Below are 16,111 nucleotides of genomic sequence, written 5' to 3' on the forward strand. Positions count from 1 at the left end.
GCCGGACAGGCCCTAAGCCGTACGCACGTACACGTGGAGCGGGCCGTCCGCCTCGCGGCTCTCGCCCATCGCCTGCTCCTCCTCCACCGTCGCCCGCACGAAGCCCGCCCGCGTGACGACGGCCTGCGACGGCAGGTTGTCGTGATCGATCGTCGCGAGCAGGGTGCGTACGTCGTCCCGCGCGAGCGCATACTCCGCGAGGACGTTCAGGGCCTCGGTCGCATAGCCGTTGCCGCGGGCCGACTCCGCGAGGTCGTAGCCGATCTCGACGCGGCCGTCCTCGTCCGGGGCGCCGTGGAAGCCGAGGCCGCCGACGGCCTTGCCGTCCTCGCGGCGTACGAGGGCGAAGACCCCGAACTCCGCGCGGTGGACGCCCGCCTCGTAGGCCTTCAGCAGCATCCCGGAGGCGTCCCGGGTGCCCTCGTACGGTCCGCCCTCGACCCACTCGAAGCCGCCGTCGCCGCCCGCGTTCAGATCGGCGGCGGCCGCGGGCGTGATGCCCTGGAGGGTGAGGCGGTCGGCGGTCAGGACGAGGTTGTTCTGCCAGCGCCACTCGGTGACCGGGGCCCGGTCGGGCAGGTTGCCGCGGCCGGTGGCCCACAGCAGGGTGCTCCAGTGGTCGGGGCCCGGCTGGACGTGCGGGAAGAGCCGGGTGAGGACGTACTCGGGGAGTTCCGGGGCCGGTGCGTAGCTCAGCCCCAGGCCCTCGGCGATGTCGTGCGTGTGCAGCAGCACCTCGGCGACGCCCATCGCGGCGAAGCCCTCGCGGTTCGCGCTGCGGTACGGGTACGGGTGGAAGGCGCGCGCCTCACGGGGTGCGGTGCGGACGGTGGCGGTGAGCAGGGCGCCGGCGGTCTCCAGGACGTCCAGCAGGCCGTCGTTGCCGGTGCCGTCGTCGAGGGTGATCTCGAAGGGGACGTAGGCGCTCTGTGCCCGCCCGGCGAGCTGGCCGGCGTAGGCGATGAGGCATGAGGCGATGTGGAAGGCCGTGTCGTGGTGACTCCACTCCAGGCGGCCCGCCTTGGCCCCCTGCCAGTCCCGGTCGACCACGGTCCGCAGCAGCTGCACCGAGCTCGCCACGGCCTCCTGTACACGTTCCCCGCCCACGTTTCGCATAGCCGCAGGCTATGCGGAGGGGGTCGGGGGGAGCGACAGCATTTCCAGTTCCGAGGTGAGGTTGTAGCGGGCCGTCGCCTCCCAGTGCCCCGCTCCGTGCGGCGTGCGGAACAGCCTGGGCAGGGCGAGGAGTTGGCGCAGGATCGCGGCACGTCCCTCGCGGAAGGCGTCGCTCGGCACGAAGTGGTACTCCTCGCGGACGGCTGCGGTGTAGGCGGCGTACGCCGAGGGCGGCGCCGCGAGGATCGCCAGGTCGGCGTCACACAGGACCTGGCCGTCGTGGTCGTCGTCGGCGGGGTCGTGGGTGACGGTGAGCCGGACGAGACGGGCCACCTCGCCGGCCTTCGTCTCGGGGACGCCGGCTTCGGGGAGAGCGCGTTCGGCCAGGTGGGCCGAGCGTTCCTCGTTCTCGGAGCGGTCGGGGAGATAGACGGCGTCGTGGAACCAGGCGGCCAGCCGTACGACGTCCGGGTCGTTGGCGTGCTTCTCCAGTACGTCGATGTGATCGAGGACGGAGGTCAGGTGCGCGAGCGTGTGGTACCGGCGCTGCGGCTCCTGCCAGCGGGCGAGGAGGTTCTCGGCGTACGGCACGGGGTCGGGGCCGGGGGTTCCGAGGCCCCGGGCTCCTTCCAGGGCACGGGCGAAGCGGGCGCGCAGGGCATCTAGATCGGCCATACGTCCATTCTCCGTGACCGGGGCGTAGTCTTGGATTGGACTAGACCTGTAAACGGTCTAGACCTCTAAACCGCCGCAGACGAATGGGGCCCCATGAGCAAGCGTGCACTCCTGGAGGTGATCGCGCTCGACGTCGAGGACGCGGTCGCCGCCCGGGCCGGAGGCGCGGACCGCCTCGAACTGGTCACCGACATGGCGGCCGACGGGCTCACCCCGCCGGCCGCGACCGTGGCCGGGATCCGTGCCGCCGTCGACATCCCGCTCCGCGTGATGCTGCGGCTGTCGGACGGGTTCGCTGCGGGGGACGTCGGGCGGCTGGTGGGTGTCGCTGAGGAGATGCGGGCGGCCGGGGCCTCGGAGTTCGTCCTCGGGTTCCTGGACCCGGACGGGTCCGTGGACCTGGGCGCGGTGGAACGAGTCGTGGGCGTCCTGGACGGCTGCCCCTGGACCTTCCACCGCGCGATCGACCACTCCGCTGACCGCGACGCGCTCCGCAAGGCCCTGGACGGCCTGCCCGGTCTCGACACCTACCTCACGGCCGGTGCCGTGACAGGCGTCGACGAGGGCCTCCCGATCCTCCTGGCGGAGACGGCGCGGGGCGGGGAACCGGGCTACGAGCAGCGGATCCTGGTAGGCGGAGGCCTGCAACTTCCCCACCTCCCGTACCTCCTCTCCGCCGGAATCGACGCCTTCCACATCGGCGGCGCGGCCCGACCGGCCGGCTGGACGGGCCCCGTGTCCGCGGAAGCGGTGGGGGAGTGGCGGAGGGTGCTGGACGGGGTGTGAGGCGCGGGGGGCTCCGGCTGGCCGGGGTTCGTCCGTGACCGGGGTCTGTGCTGGCCGGGGGTGGGTCGCGCAGCCCGGCGCTCCGGCTGGCGTCGGGGTAGGTCGCGCAGCCCGGCGCTATCGGGGTGCCGCCTCTCTTTGGCAGCGGGGCCGCCCCAGGCGGCACTCATGCCCGCAGTTGGGCGGCTCCATGGGCACCGCCTGCCCGGGTGGGCGCTGCCCCGGGCGGTCACGTCTGGGCGCCGGTGCGCATCTTCCAGCCCGTCCGGCGTTTGAGGACGAGGCCGTTCAGGCCGATGGGGTCCAGGGGCGGAGCCCCTGGTGGGGTGCAGGGGCGAAGCCCCGCGGGGGTTCAGGGGGCGGAGCCCCCTGGCGGGGTTGAAGGGGCGGCAGCCCCTGGGGACGGGAATGGGTAGGGGCGGCGGGGGCGAAAACAGCCCCCCCGCCTCAGGGCGACGTCAACTGCGAGGGCAGTGCTGTCGCGTGCGTCACGATCAACCCCGACACCGCTCGTGTCAGCGTCACGTACAGGCGTCGCAGCCCCGTCCGTTCGTCCGGCTCGCCGTCCACCACGGCCTGGGGCTCGTCGAGGACGACGTAGTCGTACTCCAGACCCTTGGCCAACGACGCCGGCACCAACGTCAGCCGCGTCGAGGCAGTCGTCTCCTCACCCGGCGCGAGGTAACCGATCCCCGCCTCCCGCAACGCCTCCGCCAGCACAGCGACCCGCGCGTCCGAAGCGATCAACCCCGTGGACCCCTCGTTGCGCAGCAACTCCTCACACGCCGCGACCACTTCATCCGCACCCCCAACCCCCCGCACCTCGAAGAACCCCGGGTTCTCCCGCACCGAGGCCACCGGCGTCAGCCCCGGCGCGATGTGCGGCAGCAGCCGCGACGCGTACGTGATGACATCCGTCGGGACACGGAAACCGGCCGTCAGCTCCTCCACCACCCCCTCCGTCTTCCCCAGATGCGACAACGCCTCCGCCCAACTCCGCGTGGCCCACGGCGTGGTCCCCTGCGCCAGATCCCCCAGCACCGTCGCCGACCCCGTCGTACAACGCCGCCCCACCGCCCGGTACTGCATCGGCGACAGATCCTGCGCCTCGTCCAGCACCACATGCCCGAGCGAATGCGTCCGCTGCACCAGATCCGACGCCTCGTCGATCAACACCGCGTCCGCAGCGGACCACTTGGCCGACTTCACCGACCGCACCGGCCTCGCCCACAGGATCGTCTTCCGTTCGTCCTCGGAGAGAACCCCCTCCGAGTGCTCCGCGAGGAAGTCCGCGTCCGTGAGCAACCGCAGCACCAGCTTCGCCGGTTCGACCACCGGCCAGACCGCCTTCACCGCCGCCTTCACCGCCGTACTGCGCGCCACCGCGTCCTGCACCCGGTCGTCCGGCGCCTCCCCGGACCGTTCCATCTGCACCAGCACGGCATGCGCGATCCGCTGCGGCAGCGCCTCCCGCGCCGCCCCGTACCGGATGTCCCGCTCCAGCAACTCCCGCACGATGTCTTCGAGTTCGTACGCCGGCACCCGCCACCGCCGCGACCCGCGCACGACCATGACGGCCTCCGTGGGCATCGTCACGTGCGAGTACAGCGCCCTGCGCAGCACCTCCGCCATCCGTGCGTCACCCTTGACGATCGCCGCCGCCGCGTCGTCCGCGCCCCGTACCTCCACCTGCCCGACGAGGTCGTCGACGGTCGCCTGTCGCACGGACAACTCGCCCAGCGCGGGCAGGACTTGCTCGATGTAGTGCAGGAAGGACCGGTTCGGCCCGATGACCAGCGTCCCGGTCCGGGCCAGCCGCTCACGGTGGGCGTAGAGGAGATACGCGACCCGGTGCAGGCCGACCGCCGTCTTCCCGGTCCCCGGCCCGCCCTGCACACACACGGTCCCGCCCAGCCCGGACCGCACGATCTCGTCCTGCTCCGGCTGGATCGTGGCGACGATGTCCCGCATCGGACCGACACGCGGCCGCTCGATCTCCTGCTGGAGCAGCTTGCTGGTCCGGGCCGCCTCCGCCGGGTCCGACAGATGCTCGTCCTCGTACGCGGTCAGGTCCCCGCCTGTGTAGCCGAAGCGGCGCCGCAGCCCGACGTCCAGCGGGTCCTTCTTCGACGCCCGGTAGAACGGCTGCGACACCGGCGCACGCCAGTCGATCACCATCGGGTCGCCGACCGCGTCGTGCACATGCCGCCGCCCGATGTAGAACCGCTCGCCCTCGGCCCCCTCCGAACGGTCCGCGCCCGGGGCGTGCAGATAGTCGAGGCGCCCGAAGAACAGCGGTGTGTCGCTGAGGTCGGCGAGCGCCTTGATCCGCTCGTCGATCTGGTGGGCGAGGACCTCGGCGTTGACCCAGTTCGCGGTGACGTCGGCGATGTCGAGGGCCTCGACGTCCTCGCGCATCGCCCGCAGGGCGGCACGGGAGGAGGCGAGGTGGGAGCGCTCGCGGGACAGGGGGTCGTCGGCGGGCATGGGCGTGGACAAGGGGGTGCCTCCGGTGGGCCTGCAGATCGGGTGGCGCTGCGAGAAGCCGACCGGTTTCCGTCCGGGCGGCGGCACTCCGAGAGGAGGCGGGCAAGAGCGGAGATTCTAGGTGAGCGGGCCGGGCGCAGGCCAACGAATTAATCCCCCCAGCGCCCCCGCGTCCCCTAGGGGACGCCCGGAGCCCACCCCCTCCTCCCCGACGGCACGCCTCCCTCCCTGGTACTACGCGCCGGCGGACCGGGTTCGCCCCCCAGACCGATGCCCCCTTTATGTCCGGGAATCCACCATGGAGACATGAGCGCAGCAACCATCACCCCAGCCCCCGGCCCCCCGGCCTCCGGCGCCAGCCCGGTCCTCGGCAGCCACCACCACCGCCTGGGCGACGCCGTACGCGCGATCCGCGTGTTCGCCGGCGCCGCCTTCGACGTCATGATCCTCGGCGAGTACGGCGAGGAAGCGGGCGTCCGCCGCAAGTGACGCCCCTGGCGTCTGCTCAGCCCCCCGCCAGCAGCTCGTCCGCGTCCATGATCCGGTACGCGTACCCCTGTTCCGCGAGGAACCTCTGCCGGTGGGCCGCGAAGTCCTGGTCGATCGTGTCCCGGGCCACCACCGAGTAGAAGTGCGCCTGGTGGCCGTCCGCCTTCGGGCGCAGCACCCGTCCCAGCCGCTGGGCCTCCTCCTGGCGGGAGCCGAAGGTGCCGGAGACCTGGACGGCGACCGTCGCCTCCGGCAGGTCGATGGAGAAGTTCGCGACCTTCGACACGACCAGCACGCTGATCTCGCCCTCCCGGAAGGCGTCGAAGAGCTTCTCGCGCTGGGCGTTGGAGGTCTCGCCCTTGATGACCGGGGCGTTCAGATGCTCGCCGAGTTCGTCGAGCTGGTCGATGTACTGCCCGATGACGAGGATCTGCTGGCCCGCGAACCGCTGGACGATCGCCTCCGTCACCTTCCGCTTCGTCGCGGTCGTCGCGCAGAAGCGGTACTTCTCCTCGGTCTCGGCGGTGGCGTACGCGAGGCGCTCGGAGTCCGTCAGGTTCACCCGGACCTCGACGCAGTCGGCGGGCGCGATGTAGCCCTGCGCCTCGATCTCCTTCCACGGCGCGTCGAACCGCTTGGGCCCGATGAGCGAGAACACGTCCGACTCGCGGCCGTCCTCACGGACCAGGGTGGCCGTGAGCCCGAGGCGCCGGCGGGCCTGGAGGTCCGCCGTGAACTTGAAGACCGGCGCGGGCAGCAGATGCACCTCGTCGTAGATGATCAGCCCCCAGTCCCGGGAGTCGAACAGCTCCAGGTGCGGGTAGACACCCTTCCGCCGGGTCGTCAGCACCTGGTAGGTGGCGATGGTGACGGGCCGGATCTCCTTCTTCGTCCCGCTGTACTCGCCGATCTCGTCCTCGGTCAGCGAGGTCCGCTTCACCAGCTCGTGCTTCCACTGCCGCGCGGAGACGGTGTTGGTGACCAGGATGAGCGTGGTCGACTTGGCCTGGGCCATGGACCCGGCGCCGACGAGCGTCTTGCCGGCGCCGCAGGGCAGCACGACGACGCCCGACCCGCCGTGCCAGAAGTTCTCCACGGCCTGCTTCTGGTACGGCCTGAGCGCCCAGCCGTCCTCGGCCAGCTCGATCGGGTGCGCCTCGCCGTCGACGTATCCCGCGAGGTCCTCGGCGGGCCAGCCCAGCTTCAGCAGGGTCTGCTTGATCTGTCCGCGCTCGGAGGGGTGGACGACGACGGTGTCCGGGTCGATCCGGGCGCCGACCAGCGGGGCGATCCGCTTGGACCGCAGTACCTCCTCCAGCACCGGCCGGTCGGTGCTGGTGAGCACCAGCCCGTGCGCGGGGTGCTTCGACAGGGTCAGCCTGCCGTACCGGTCCATCGTCTCGGCCACGTCGACCAGCAGCGCGTGCGGCACCGGATACCGGCTGTACTGCACGAGCGCGTCCACCACCTGCTCGGCGTCGTGCCCGGCGGCACGCGCGTTCCACAGCCCGAGCGGTGTCACCCGGTAGGTGTGGATGTGCTCGGGCGCCCGCTCCAGCTCCGCGAACGGCGCGATGGCACGACGGCACTCGTCGGCCTGCTCGTGGTCGACTTCCAGGAGCAGGGTCTTGTCCGACTGGACGATCAGCGGTCCGTTCACGTACGCATCCCTTCCGCACGGCCAAACGTCCAGTGTGCCTCAACAGCGGGCGATCAAGCTCAGTCGTCCGCCAGCTCCGCGACCCCCGTGACCCGGTGCAGCGGGTACGTCCGTACCTCGTCCGCCGTGTGGTCGTACGCCGTGACGAAGCCGCCCTCGACCCGGACGGGGGCGATGACGCGCTGGCTGGCGGCGCCCTCGGCGTTGACGTAGCCGATCCACACCGCCTCCCCGGTCAGGACGGCGGCCTGCATGGTGGCGAGGGTCTCGGCGGCGCTGGTGCGGGGGAGGGCGCCGTCGGTGCGGGAGGGGGTTTCCTTGCGGGGCGTGGTGGAGGCGGCGTCGCCCGCGCGGATGGCGCGGATGGCGGCCGTCAGGAGCGTGGCGTCCGGGACCGGCGGGCCGTCGGGGACCGGTTCGGGGGCCGTGCGCGGCGGGGTGCGGTGGGCGAGGGCGCGGGTGATCAGGACGTCGCCCTCGGCGGACTCGGCGGCCGGTGCGAAGCCCATCGCGCGCAGCCCGTCCAGCAGGGTCGCCGGGTCGGCCTGGGCGGCCAGCACGGTCGGGGCCAGGCGGCGCAGCCGCAGACCGGCGGCGCGCTTGTCGGCGAGGATCTCGTTGAGCAGGGCGTCGTCGTCGCAGCGGACGTAGGCGGAGGCCGCGCCGACCCGCAGATGGCCGTGTCTGCGGGCCACGTCGTCGATCAGATACGACAGCGGCTGCGGGACCGGCGTACGGGAGTGCGCGGCGAGGAAGGCGTGCAGGTCGGACGCGGACTGGCCGGCGTCCAGGGCGCGCCGTACCGAACCGGGCGTGAAGCGGTACACCGTCGCGCCGCCCTTGGACTCCACGTCCGCGAGCACGCCCAGCACCTCGGCCAGCGGGCGCTTGAGCGGGCCGGGGGCGACGGCCGTGAGGTCCGCCTGGAGCAGGACGTGGTCGAGGGGTTCGGGCAGCAGCGGGGCGAGCAGGCGGGCGGCCGCCGCGGAGGCGGCGGCCTGCTCGGGGGGCGACAGGGGCTCCAGCGGCTGCGGCACGTGGTGGACGGGCAGCTTGTCGCCGGGGCCCTGCGGCTCCTCGTCCGCGGTCCGCACGGCGGGCGCCCCGAGCAGGGCCCGCCCGTGCGCCGACAGCGCGCCCCGGCCGGTGACGCCCAGCAGCTCGGCCTCGCTCAGCGTCCACCGGGCGAGCCGGGACCGCAGGTCCTCCTCGCGGCGCTGCGGGCGCTCCCAGTGCAGACGGGCCAGCACGGACTCGGCGGCCGGTGCCGCGCCCAGCGGCAGTCCGGCCAGCAGGGTCAGCACCCGGTGCCGCACCTCGGGCGCGGCGGAGCGGTCGAGACCGGGGCCGAGCGCCGAGAGCGTACGGTCCTTGGCGTCCCGGCCGCCGACCAGCCCCGACGTCCGCGTCGCCGTCAGCCACGCCTCCGCCAGCTGTGCCCAGCGGCGGTCCGGAGCCTGCTCCAGCCACTCGTCGTAGGCCGGGGTCGCCGCGTACCGCTCGTCGGCCTCGCCGTCGGAGGCGATCAGTCCGGCCACGTAGGCGAGCTCGACCCAGAACGCGGCGACCGGCTCGGCGGCGTCCAGGGCCACGGCGGTGCGCTTGAGGTCGCGGACGCTGAGCCCGCCGGCCCGCAGTACCGCCGGGCCGCCCTCGTCCCAGTCCTTCAGCAGCTCCTCGACGGTCGCCAGCGCGGTGAACGCCTGCCCGGCCCCCGCCGCGTCCACAGCCTGTGGACGGTGGGTGGCCGTGACCTCCACGGCGGGCGGCAGCGGCTCGGCCGCCCGGTGCGCACGGCCGCCCCGCAGATGCAGGGCCGCCTCACGCGGCAGTACGACCGTGCCGGGCGTCGTCGGCAGCAGCAGACCGCGGTCCAGCAGCCAGCGCAGCCGGGGCGCCGGATCGGCGGTGACCTGGCCGAACGGCGGTCCCCAGACCAGCCGGGACAGCGCCTCCAGGGACTCGGCGGGGGCGCCCGCGAGCAGCTTCGCCATGCGCCGCCGGTCGGTGAAGAGACCGGTGAGCGAGGCCACGGCGGACACGGCGTCGTGCGTCGAGGCCAGCCCGGCCGCGGCGACGATCTCCTGGACCCGCCCCGGCGACATGCCCGCCGTCGCCTCGCTCACCGTCGGCCCGAGCCCGGTCGGGGACGGGTGCTGCGGCGAGGGCGCGAGCAGCTCGCGCGCGGTGCGGACGAGGCGGAGACGGTCGTCGGCGCCCCACACCAGGGCCTGCCCGCGCAGGGTGGCCAGGGCGTGCGGCAGGGCTCGGGCGACGGCCGGATCGCCCCCGTCGCCCGCCATCAGCCCGAGCAGCTCCTGGTACGTCGCCGGATCCGACGCCACGGCCAGCGCCTCCGCCGTCTGCACGGCGAACCGGTCCAGCCGCTCCAGCGCACGCACCACCGACGCACGCGTGCCGGCGCGCGTCGCCAGCTGGGTCAGGTCCGTGGGGACGGGGGTGATGAGGTCGGGACGGCTGCGCAGGAGCACGGCCAGGGAGGCGTCGTCCCGCACGCGGAGCGCTTCCGCGAGGGAACGGGGCGGGGCTGCCGGGTCGCTCATCCTGCCCACGTTAGCGGGTTGTCTCCGACGGGTCGGCCGTTGTGCGGTGCGGCTGAGCGGGGGTGCGCGTCCCTGGGGGCTGCGCCCCCAGACCCCCGCTTCGGCCTGAACGGCCTCGTCCTCAAACGCCGGACGGGCTGGATGACGCAGCCCGGCGCCTACGAGGACACCCGCCTCGACGCGATACCGTCGTCCGGCGGGGTTTCAACGCGCCAACCCCCGGAGGGACTTCGTGGGTATCGAGAGCGACCAGGTCGTCTACGAGTATCTGAGCCGCGTCGGTGACGTGGCCCAGCAGCGGCAGTTGCCGTCGGCCACCCGTATGCGGCTGGTGTCCGAGCTGCGCAACGAGATCGACCGGCGTCGCGCCAAGGTCCCCGTCGACAGTCCCGCCGCCGTCCGCCGGATCATCGAACGGCTCGGCAGCCCCGACGAGGTCGTCACGGCGGCCGGGCGGACCGGGGGAATGCCCGAGATGCCGGCCGCCTCCGTGCCCGTACAGCCTCCCGCGCAGGCGGAGCGCAAGGGGCTGCGGCGGATGGTGCCGAGGCCGCGGCCGGCCGAGGACACCGCGTCGCCCGCCGAGGTCCCGGCGCCGCCGCATCTCGCGAGCGCGCACGAGGTGGGCGACAGTGCGATGCAGCCGGACTGGTGGCGGGTGGACAGCAGCCCGTTCGGGGTGGGGGACGACGTGCCGGGGTTCGTCGGCGGCGTGGAGATCCCGGAGCTGCTCAGGCCGCCGCCCCCGAAGGAGGAGCCGAAGAAGGAGCCGGAGGCTCCGGCCGTCGTCGAGGCGGAGCCCGAGCCCGCCAAGCGCCGCCGCCTGTTCCCCCTGCCCGCCTCCGGCCCGAAGAACTGGAGCAACCCGCTCCTGCTGCTGGCCGCCGCCCTCCTCCTGGTCGGCGCCGTCCTCGGCAACCTGCTCGTCCTGATCCTCGGCTGGCTCATCGCCTACGGCTCACGGCGGCTGACCGACGCCGAGAAGAAGGGCGCCGTCCTGGTCGTGCCCGGCCTCGCCGTCACGGCGGGCATCGTGTGGCTGTGGGGCCGCACCGACGGCCGCTGGGGCACGCCGATCCCCGAGGACGGGATGAACGACGCGATCGGCGAGACCTGGCCGTGGGTGGTGCGGGGCGCGGCCGTGGCCTCGGCGCTCTACCTGGTGTGGAGATCCCAGCGCCAGAGGTAGCGGACCGCCTGGGCACAATGGCCCATATGGCCATCACGACCCACTCCGCGTCCATAGCCCCGCTGACCGTCGGCTTCGACCTCGACATGACCCTCATCGACTCGCGCCCCGGCATCCACGCCTGCTTCACCGCGCTCACCGAGCGGACCGGGACGTACGTCGACGCCGATCTGGCGGTCTCCCGGCTCGGGCCGCCGCTGGCGCAGGAGCTGGCGCACTGGTTCCCGGCGGAGCAGGTGGCGGAGATCGCCGACCTCTACCGCTCGATGTACCCGACGTACGCCATCGCCGCGACGCCCGCGATGGCCGGCGCCGCCGAGGCGATCGCGGCCGTGCGGGCGGCCGGCGGGCGGGCCATCGTCGTCACCGCCAAGTACGAGCCGAACGCCAAGCTGCACCTGGAGCACCTCGGCATCGAGCCCGACGCGGTCATCGGCGACCTGTGGGCCGAGCAGAAGGCCCAGGCGCTGCGCGAGCACGGCGCGGGCGTCTACGTCGGCGACCACGTCGGTGACGTACGCGGAGCCCGCACCGCCGAGGCCCTGTCGGTGGCCGTCACGACCGGTCCCTGCGCGGCCGAGGAGCTGAGCGCGGCGGGCGCGGACGTGGTCCTGCCCGACCTGACGCACTTCCCGGCCTGGCTCGCCGACTACCGCCCGGCGGCCCGCGCCTGACGCCGGCCCGCCGCGATCGACTGGAGCACCCCCGCACCGGCGATCAGGAATCCGACGCCCATGAGCATGCTCAGCCCGAACATGTACGTCGGAAAAGGCGTCGTTCCGAGCAGCAGAGGGGCCACGGTGACGAGTGTGGCCACCGTACCGATGAAGAAGACGATCGCACCGGCGCGGATCAGTCGGTCACCGGGCGAGGCGGAATTCGTTTGGGTTTTGTCACGCACCGGACCAGGGTAGTTCCCTGCGCGAAGGAACAACCGGGGGACGTCTTGTCACCCGCCCGAAGACCAATAGTCTTGGTACCGGCGGGTCGAGGTCGACCCGCCGGAGTGCTATCAAGAGCCGTTTTCAGAAGCAGTTTTCCGACGAGTACGAGGACGAGGACAGACGTGCCTACCGGCAAGGTCAAGTGGTTCAACAGTGAGAAGGGCTTCGGCTTTCTCTCCCGCGACGACGGCGGTGACGTCTTCGTCCATTCCTCGGTCCTCCCCGCCGGAGTCGAGACCCTCAAGCCGGGCCAGCGGGTGGAGTTCGGAGTCGTCGCCGGTCAACGCGGTGACCAGGCCCTTTCCGTCACGATTCTCGACCCGACCCCCTCGGTCGCGGCCGCGCAGCGCAAGAAGCCGGACGAGCTGGCCTCCATCGTCCAGGACCTGACGACGCTTCTGGAGAACATCACCCCGATGCTGGAGAAGGGCCGTTACCCCGACAAGGCCTCCGGCAAGAAGATCGCCGGACTGCTGCGCGCGGTCGCCGACCAGCTCGACGTATAGCCGCTTCTACGGGAAGTCCAGCGCATCCGGTCCGAGGGGCGGGAGCAGTCCCTCGGCCGCCGCGCGGGTGAGCAGTCCGCGGACGGCCGCGTAGCCGTCCTCGCCCAGGTCCGCCGTGAACTCGTTGACGTACAGCCCGATGTGCTGGTCGGCGACGGCCGGGTCCATCTCCTGGGCGTGCTCCATGACGTACGGGCGGGAGGCCTCGGGGTCGTCCCAGGCGGCGCGCACGGACGTACGGATCGAGTCGGCCAGCCCGGTCAGGGTCTCGGCCCCCAGCGACCGCTTCGCGATGATCGCGCCGAGCGGGATCGGCAGCCCGGTGGTGTCCTCCCAGTGCTCGCCCATGTCGGCGAGCTTGTGCAGGCCGTAGTTCTGGTACGTGAAGCGGGCTTCGTGGATGACGAGCCCGGCGTCGACCTTCCCGTCCCGCACGGCGGGCATGATCTCGTGGAACGGCATGACCACGACGTCGCCGACCCCACCGGGCAGTGTGTCCGCCGCCCACAGCCGGAACAGCAGATACGCCGTCGACTTCTCGCTCGGCACCGCGACCGTACGGCCGGTCAGATCCACCCCTGCCTCACGGGTCAGCACCAGCGGCCCGCAGCCCCGCCCCAGCGCGCCCCCGCAGGGCAGCAGCGCGTACTCGTCGAGTACGTACGGCAGCACGGCGTACGACACCTTCAGCACGTCGAACTCGCCGCGTTCGGCCATGCCGTTGGTGATGTCGATGTCCGCGAAGGTCACGTCCAGTTCGGGCGCGCCGGGGACGCGGCCGTGGGCGAGGGCGTCGAAGACGAAGGTGTCGTTCGGGCAGGGGGAGTACGCGATCTGCAGCCTCATACCGGTTTCCAACTCTCCAGGACGGGTGCGAGCTTCCCGAAGCCCTCGGTCAGCGCCTTCAGGGCGTCGCCGATACGCCAGGCGGCGCGGTCGCGCGGGCCGACGGGGTTGGAGACGGCCCGGATCTCCAGCACGGGCACCCCGTGCACGGCGGCGGCCTCGGCCACCCCGAAGCCCTCCATGGCCTCGGCGAGGGCGGTCGGGTGGCGCTCGCGGAGCGCGTCGGCGCGGGCGGCGCTGCCGGTCACGGTGGAGACGGTGAGCACCGCGCCGGAGCGGGCGCCGGTGGCGGCCGCGATCTCCCGTACGAGTGCTTCGGGCGGACGGTGGGTGACGGTTCCGAAGCCGAGCTCGGTGACCGGCAGGAACCCGTCGGGCGTCTCGGCGCCCAGGTCGGCGGCGGTGATCTCGTCGGCGACGACGAGCGAGCCGACGGGGGCGTGCGGCTGGAAACCGCCGGCGATTCCGGCGGAGATCACCAGGTCGTACGGGGCTCTCGCGAGCGCCGTGGCGGTGCCGGCGGCGGCGCGGGCGGGACCCACGCCGACGGCGAGGACCTCACCCGTGAACGCCTGTGCCACCGCGTCCCGTTCGGCCGGGACGGCGGTGGCCACGAGGATGCGTAGGGAGGACGTGGTCAGTCGTCCTTCTTCAGCTTGAAGGACCACAGGCCGGTGACCGCCTGGCTGTCCTTCTTGCCGTCGCCCGCCTTGATGGAGACGAGGGTGGAGTCGCCCTGCGCGCCGTACTGGGCGTTGAAGAACACGCTGCCCGGGATCGTGCGGTACGTCTTCTTGGTGTCGTCCGTGAGCGGCTGACCGTTCATCAGGATCGTCCAGCGCTTGTCGGCGACCTCCGGGTCGACACCGAAGCGCACGGTCTCGTCCGGGTCGACGCTGATCGACTTGATGTCGGTGTCCTCCAGGCACTTCGCCAGGTCCGCGGCCTTGAGGACGTCGTCCTCGCCGCCGCACGTGGCCTCCTCGCTGACCGAGGACGTGCCGACGGTGATCGTGGACAGCGGCGTCGGCTTGTCGCAGGCAGACAGGACGAGCAGTCCGGCGGATACGGCGCCGGCGGCGGCGACGGCGCGGCGGCGTCGCACAGCGGATTGCAGCGTGGTCATGGCCGAAGGCTATCGGGCAGGTCCAGTGCTCTCTCTACGTGGGGTCCGGCGTGCCGTGGCTTACGCCACGCGCTTGCGTGGCGTCCCCCCGTGCCGGGCCGAGACGATCAGGCCGCGGACCGTGGTCAGCCAGCCGACGGCGACGATCGTGGCGGCCACCGAGAGGCCCAGGGCGCCGTTCAGGGGCAGGACGATGCCGACCGCGCCGCCGAACACCCAGGACACCTGGAGGATCGTCTCGGAGCGGGCGAAGGCGGAGGTGCGCACCAGCTCCGGCACGTCCCGCTGGATCAGCGCGTCCAGCGACAGCTTGGCCAGCGCCTGCGCGAACCCGGCGACCGCCGCCAGACACGCCACCAGCGCCGCGCTGAAGAAGATCGCGGCCGTGATCGCCGCGCCCAGCACGCCCGCCACCACGGTCACGATGATGATCTCCGGTGCCCGTGAGCGCAGCCACGCCCCGACCGCCGTACCGCACGCGTTGCCCACGCCCGCCGAGACGGCCACTATGCCCAGCGACACCGCCGCGCTCTGCCCGGACATCGGGTGCTCGCGCAGCAGGAACGCCAGGAAGAAGATCAGGAAGCCGGACAGACAGCGCAGGGAGGCGTTCGCGCCGAGGGCGTGAGTGACGGCGGGGCCGACCGTCCTGAGGCCCGGACGCTTGACCGGCTTCAGGTGCGGCCCGTGCAGATGCTCCTCGTCCGCCGCCAGCAGCGCGGTGTCCTCGCCCTTGGCCGAGTCGACCTTCGGCGGCAGCGTGAACGACAGGAACGTCCCCACGACGAAGATCACGAAAGCGCCGTAGAGCGGATAGCGCGGGCCCAGCGCCTGGAGCCCGGCGCCGATGGGGGCGGCCACACCGGTGGCGAGCAGCCCGCCCAGGGTCACCCGCGAATTGGCCTTCACCAGCGAGAACCGGGGTGGCAGCAGCCGGGGCACGACGGCGCTGCGGACGACGCCGTACGCCTTGGAGGCGACGAGGACGCCGAGCGCGGCCGGGTACAGCTCGATGCTGCCGGTGCTCACGGCCCCGGCCAGGATCAGCGCGAGGAAGGCCCGGGCCAGCATGGCGCTCGCCATCGCGGCGCGGCGGCCGTGCGGGACCCGGTCGAGGAGGGGGCCGATCACGGGCGCGAGGATCGTGAAGGGCGCCATGGTGATGCCGAGGTAGAGCGCGACCCGGCCACGGGCCTCGTCGGTGGGCACCGAGAAGAACACGGTGGAGGCCAGCGCGACGGTGATCATGACGTCACCCGCACCGTTCACGCCATGCAGCTCGATCAGCTTGCCCAGGCCCGACTCGCCCGCCCCGTGCGCATGGGTGGCCTTGCGGATGCCGCGGGCGGTGCCCGTGACCGGGAAGTGCAGGGCACGCCCGACGGAGCGGACGGCACCGCGAACCCGGCCCGTACCGCCACCCTCACTGCCCCTGTCCCCGCCGATACCGGTGGCTCCCTGGGGCGTCCTCCCGGATGCCACGACGTCATAGTGCCCCGAGATGGCCGTACGTAGTGCGGTTCCCGCACGTATGGCTGTGCCTTTGTCAGTGGTTTGCGACCGTCGGTGTAGGCCAAGCGCACGCAAGCAGGTAGCGTGCGTATCTCGGCCATCCCGCAGAATGGATGTGTCAGGTGCGCCCGAGCGCGAGGGGGCGCGGACGTCGACGCGGTCCCCCGGTCCGCTCCGTCCGCCCGCCCCCTGAGCCTTCAGGCGGCCGCAC

Annotated in this window: 15 protein-coding genes; 5 read left to right on the plus strand and 10 right to left on the minus strand. The window is 72.7% G+C overall.

Going from position 1 to position 16,111, the window contains the following annotated elements; translation table 11 throughout:
• Nucleotides 1-12: 12 nt before the first annotated feature.
• Both AB0Q90_RS17465 and AB0Q90_RS17470 read right to left on the minus strand, forming a co-directional pair.
• Entirely contained in the window at nt 13-1,116 is a 1,104-nt protein-coding gene (locus tag AB0Q90_RS17465; protein ID WP_363161264.1) for a GNAT family N-acetyltransferase, read from the minus strand.
• Between the two features lie 9 nt (nt 1,117-1,125).
• The gene (locus tag AB0Q90_RS17470; protein ID WP_363161263.1) at nt 1,126-1,791 is read right to left on the minus strand and encodes a hypothetical protein; all 666 of its coding nucleotides are present in this window, start codon (nt 1,789-1,791) and stop codon (nt 1,126-1,128) included.
• 93 nt (nt 1,792-1,884) lie between these two features.
• Here AB0Q90_RS17470 and AB0Q90_RS17475 point away from each other — a divergent pair, with 93 nt between their 5' ends.
• The gene (locus AB0Q90_RS17475) at nt 1,885-2,577 is read left to right on the plus strand and encodes a copper homeostasis protein CutC (protein WP_363161262.1); all 693 of its coding nucleotides are present in this window, start codon (nt 1,885-1,887) and stop codon (nt 2,575-2,577) included.
• Nucleotides 2,578-3,024: 447 nt separating this feature from the next.
• Here AB0Q90_RS17475 and AB0Q90_RS17480 read toward each other — a convergent pair whose 3' ends face one another.
• Nucleotides 3,025-5,076: a UvrD-helicase domain-containing protein gene (locus AB0Q90_RS17480; protein WP_363161261.1), complete on the minus strand. Its 2,052-nt coding sequence runs from the start codon at nt 5,074-5,076 to the stop codon at nt 3,025-3,027.
• 294 nt (nt 5,077-5,370) lie between these two features.
• Between AB0Q90_RS17480 and AB0Q90_RS17485 the strand changes: the two genes are divergently transcribed.
• Nucleotides 5,371-5,553, plus strand: a complete 183-nt coding sequence (locus AB0Q90_RS17485) for a hypothetical protein (RefSeq protein WP_363161260.1) — start codon at nt 5,371-5,373, stop codon at nt 5,551-5,553.
• Nucleotides 5,554-5,569: 16 nt separating this feature from the next.
• On the opposite strand, the gene AB0Q90_RS17490 is transcribed toward AB0Q90_RS17485, so the two are convergent.
• Together AB0Q90_RS17490 and AB0Q90_RS17495 are read right to left on the minus strand one after the other, a co-directional pair.
• Nucleotides 5,570-7,213: a DNA repair helicase XPB gene (locus AB0Q90_RS17490; RefSeq protein WP_363161259.1), complete on the minus strand. Its 1,644-nt coding sequence runs from the start codon at nt 7,211-7,213 to the stop codon at nt 5,570-5,572.
• A gap of 59 nt (nt 7,214-7,272) precedes the next feature.
• Nucleotides 7,273-9,777 carry a helicase-associated domain-containing protein gene (locus AB0Q90_RS17495; RefSeq protein ID WP_363161258.1) on the minus strand — a complete coding sequence of 835 codons (2,505 nt, stop codon included), beginning with the start codon at nt 9,775-9,777 and terminating at the stop codon, nt 7,273-7,275.
• Between the two features lie 232 nt (nt 9,778-10,009).
• Here AB0Q90_RS17495 and AB0Q90_RS17500 point away from each other — a divergent pair, with 232 nt between their 5' ends.
• Nucleotides 10,010-10,966: a hypothetical protein gene (locus tag AB0Q90_RS17500; RefSeq protein ID WP_363161257.1), complete on the plus strand. Its 957-nt coding sequence runs from the start codon at nt 10,010-10,012 to the stop codon at nt 10,964-10,966.
• 17 nt (nt 10,967-10,983) lie between these two features.
• Complete coding sequence (locus tag AB0Q90_RS17505) at nt 10,984-11,640, plus strand: haloacid dehalogenase-like hydrolase (protein ID WP_363161256.1); 657 nt, start codon at nt 10,984-10,986, stop codon at nt 11,638-11,640.
• Here the strand turns inward: AB0Q90_RS17505 and AB0Q90_RS17510 are convergent.
• On the minus strand, nt 11,616-11,867 hold the full coding sequence (locus tag AB0Q90_RS17510) for a hypothetical protein (RefSeq protein WP_363161255.1): 252 nt from the start codon (nt 11,865-11,867) through the stop codon (nt 11,616-11,618). The two genes, AB0Q90_RS17505 and AB0Q90_RS17510, sit on opposite strands and share 25 nt — an antisense overlap.
• Nucleotides 11,868-12,032: 165 nt before the next feature.
• On the opposite strand from AB0Q90_RS17510, the gene AB0Q90_RS17515 reads away from it, so the two are divergent.
• On the plus strand, nt 12,033-12,416 hold the full coding sequence (locus AB0Q90_RS17515; RefSeq protein WP_186284442.1) for a cold-shock protein: 384 nt from the start codon (nt 12,033-12,035) through the stop codon (nt 12,414-12,416).
• Nucleotides 12,417-12,422: 6 nt separating this feature from the next.
• Here the strand turns inward: AB0Q90_RS17515 and AB0Q90_RS17520 are convergent, their stop codons facing one another.
• The 4 genes from AB0Q90_RS17520 to AB0Q90_RS17535 are packed head-to-tail and all read right to left on the minus strand — an operon-like array spanning nt 12,423 to nt 15,870.
• Nucleotides 12,423-13,262, minus strand: coding sequence for a 1,4-dihydroxy-6-naphthoate synthase (locus AB0Q90_RS17520; RefSeq protein WP_363161254.1), 840 nt, complete (start codon nt 13,260-13,262; stop codon nt 12,423-12,425).
• Nucleotides 13,259-13,930 (minus strand): futalosine hydrolase, encoded by a 672-nt coding sequence (locus AB0Q90_RS17525; RefSeq protein ID WP_363161253.1) that lies wholly within the window; start codon nt 13,928-13,930, stop codon nt 13,259-13,261. Before AB0Q90_RS17525 ends, AB0Q90_RS17520 begins: the two co-directional genes overlap by 4 nt.
• Nucleotides 13,900-14,388 (minus strand): DUF2771 domain-containing protein, encoded by a 489-nt coding sequence (locus AB0Q90_RS17530; RefSeq protein WP_363161252.1) that lies wholly within the window; start codon nt 14,386-14,388, stop codon nt 13,900-13,902. The genes AB0Q90_RS17525 and AB0Q90_RS17530 overlap by 31 nt, the downstream gene beginning before the upstream one ends.
• Nucleotides 14,389-14,448: 60 nt before the next feature.
• Nucleotides 14,449-15,870: an MFS transporter gene (locus tag AB0Q90_RS17535; protein WP_363161251.1), complete on the minus strand. Its 1,422-nt coding sequence runs from the start codon at nt 15,868-15,870 to the stop codon at nt 14,449-14,451.
• Nucleotides 15,871-16,111 lie beyond the last annotated feature (241 nt).

It is taken from the genome of Streptomyces sp. NPDC079141, assembly GCF_040686775.1.
GTDB lineage: Bacteria > Actinomycetota > Actinomycetes > Streptomycetales > Streptomycetaceae > Streptomyces.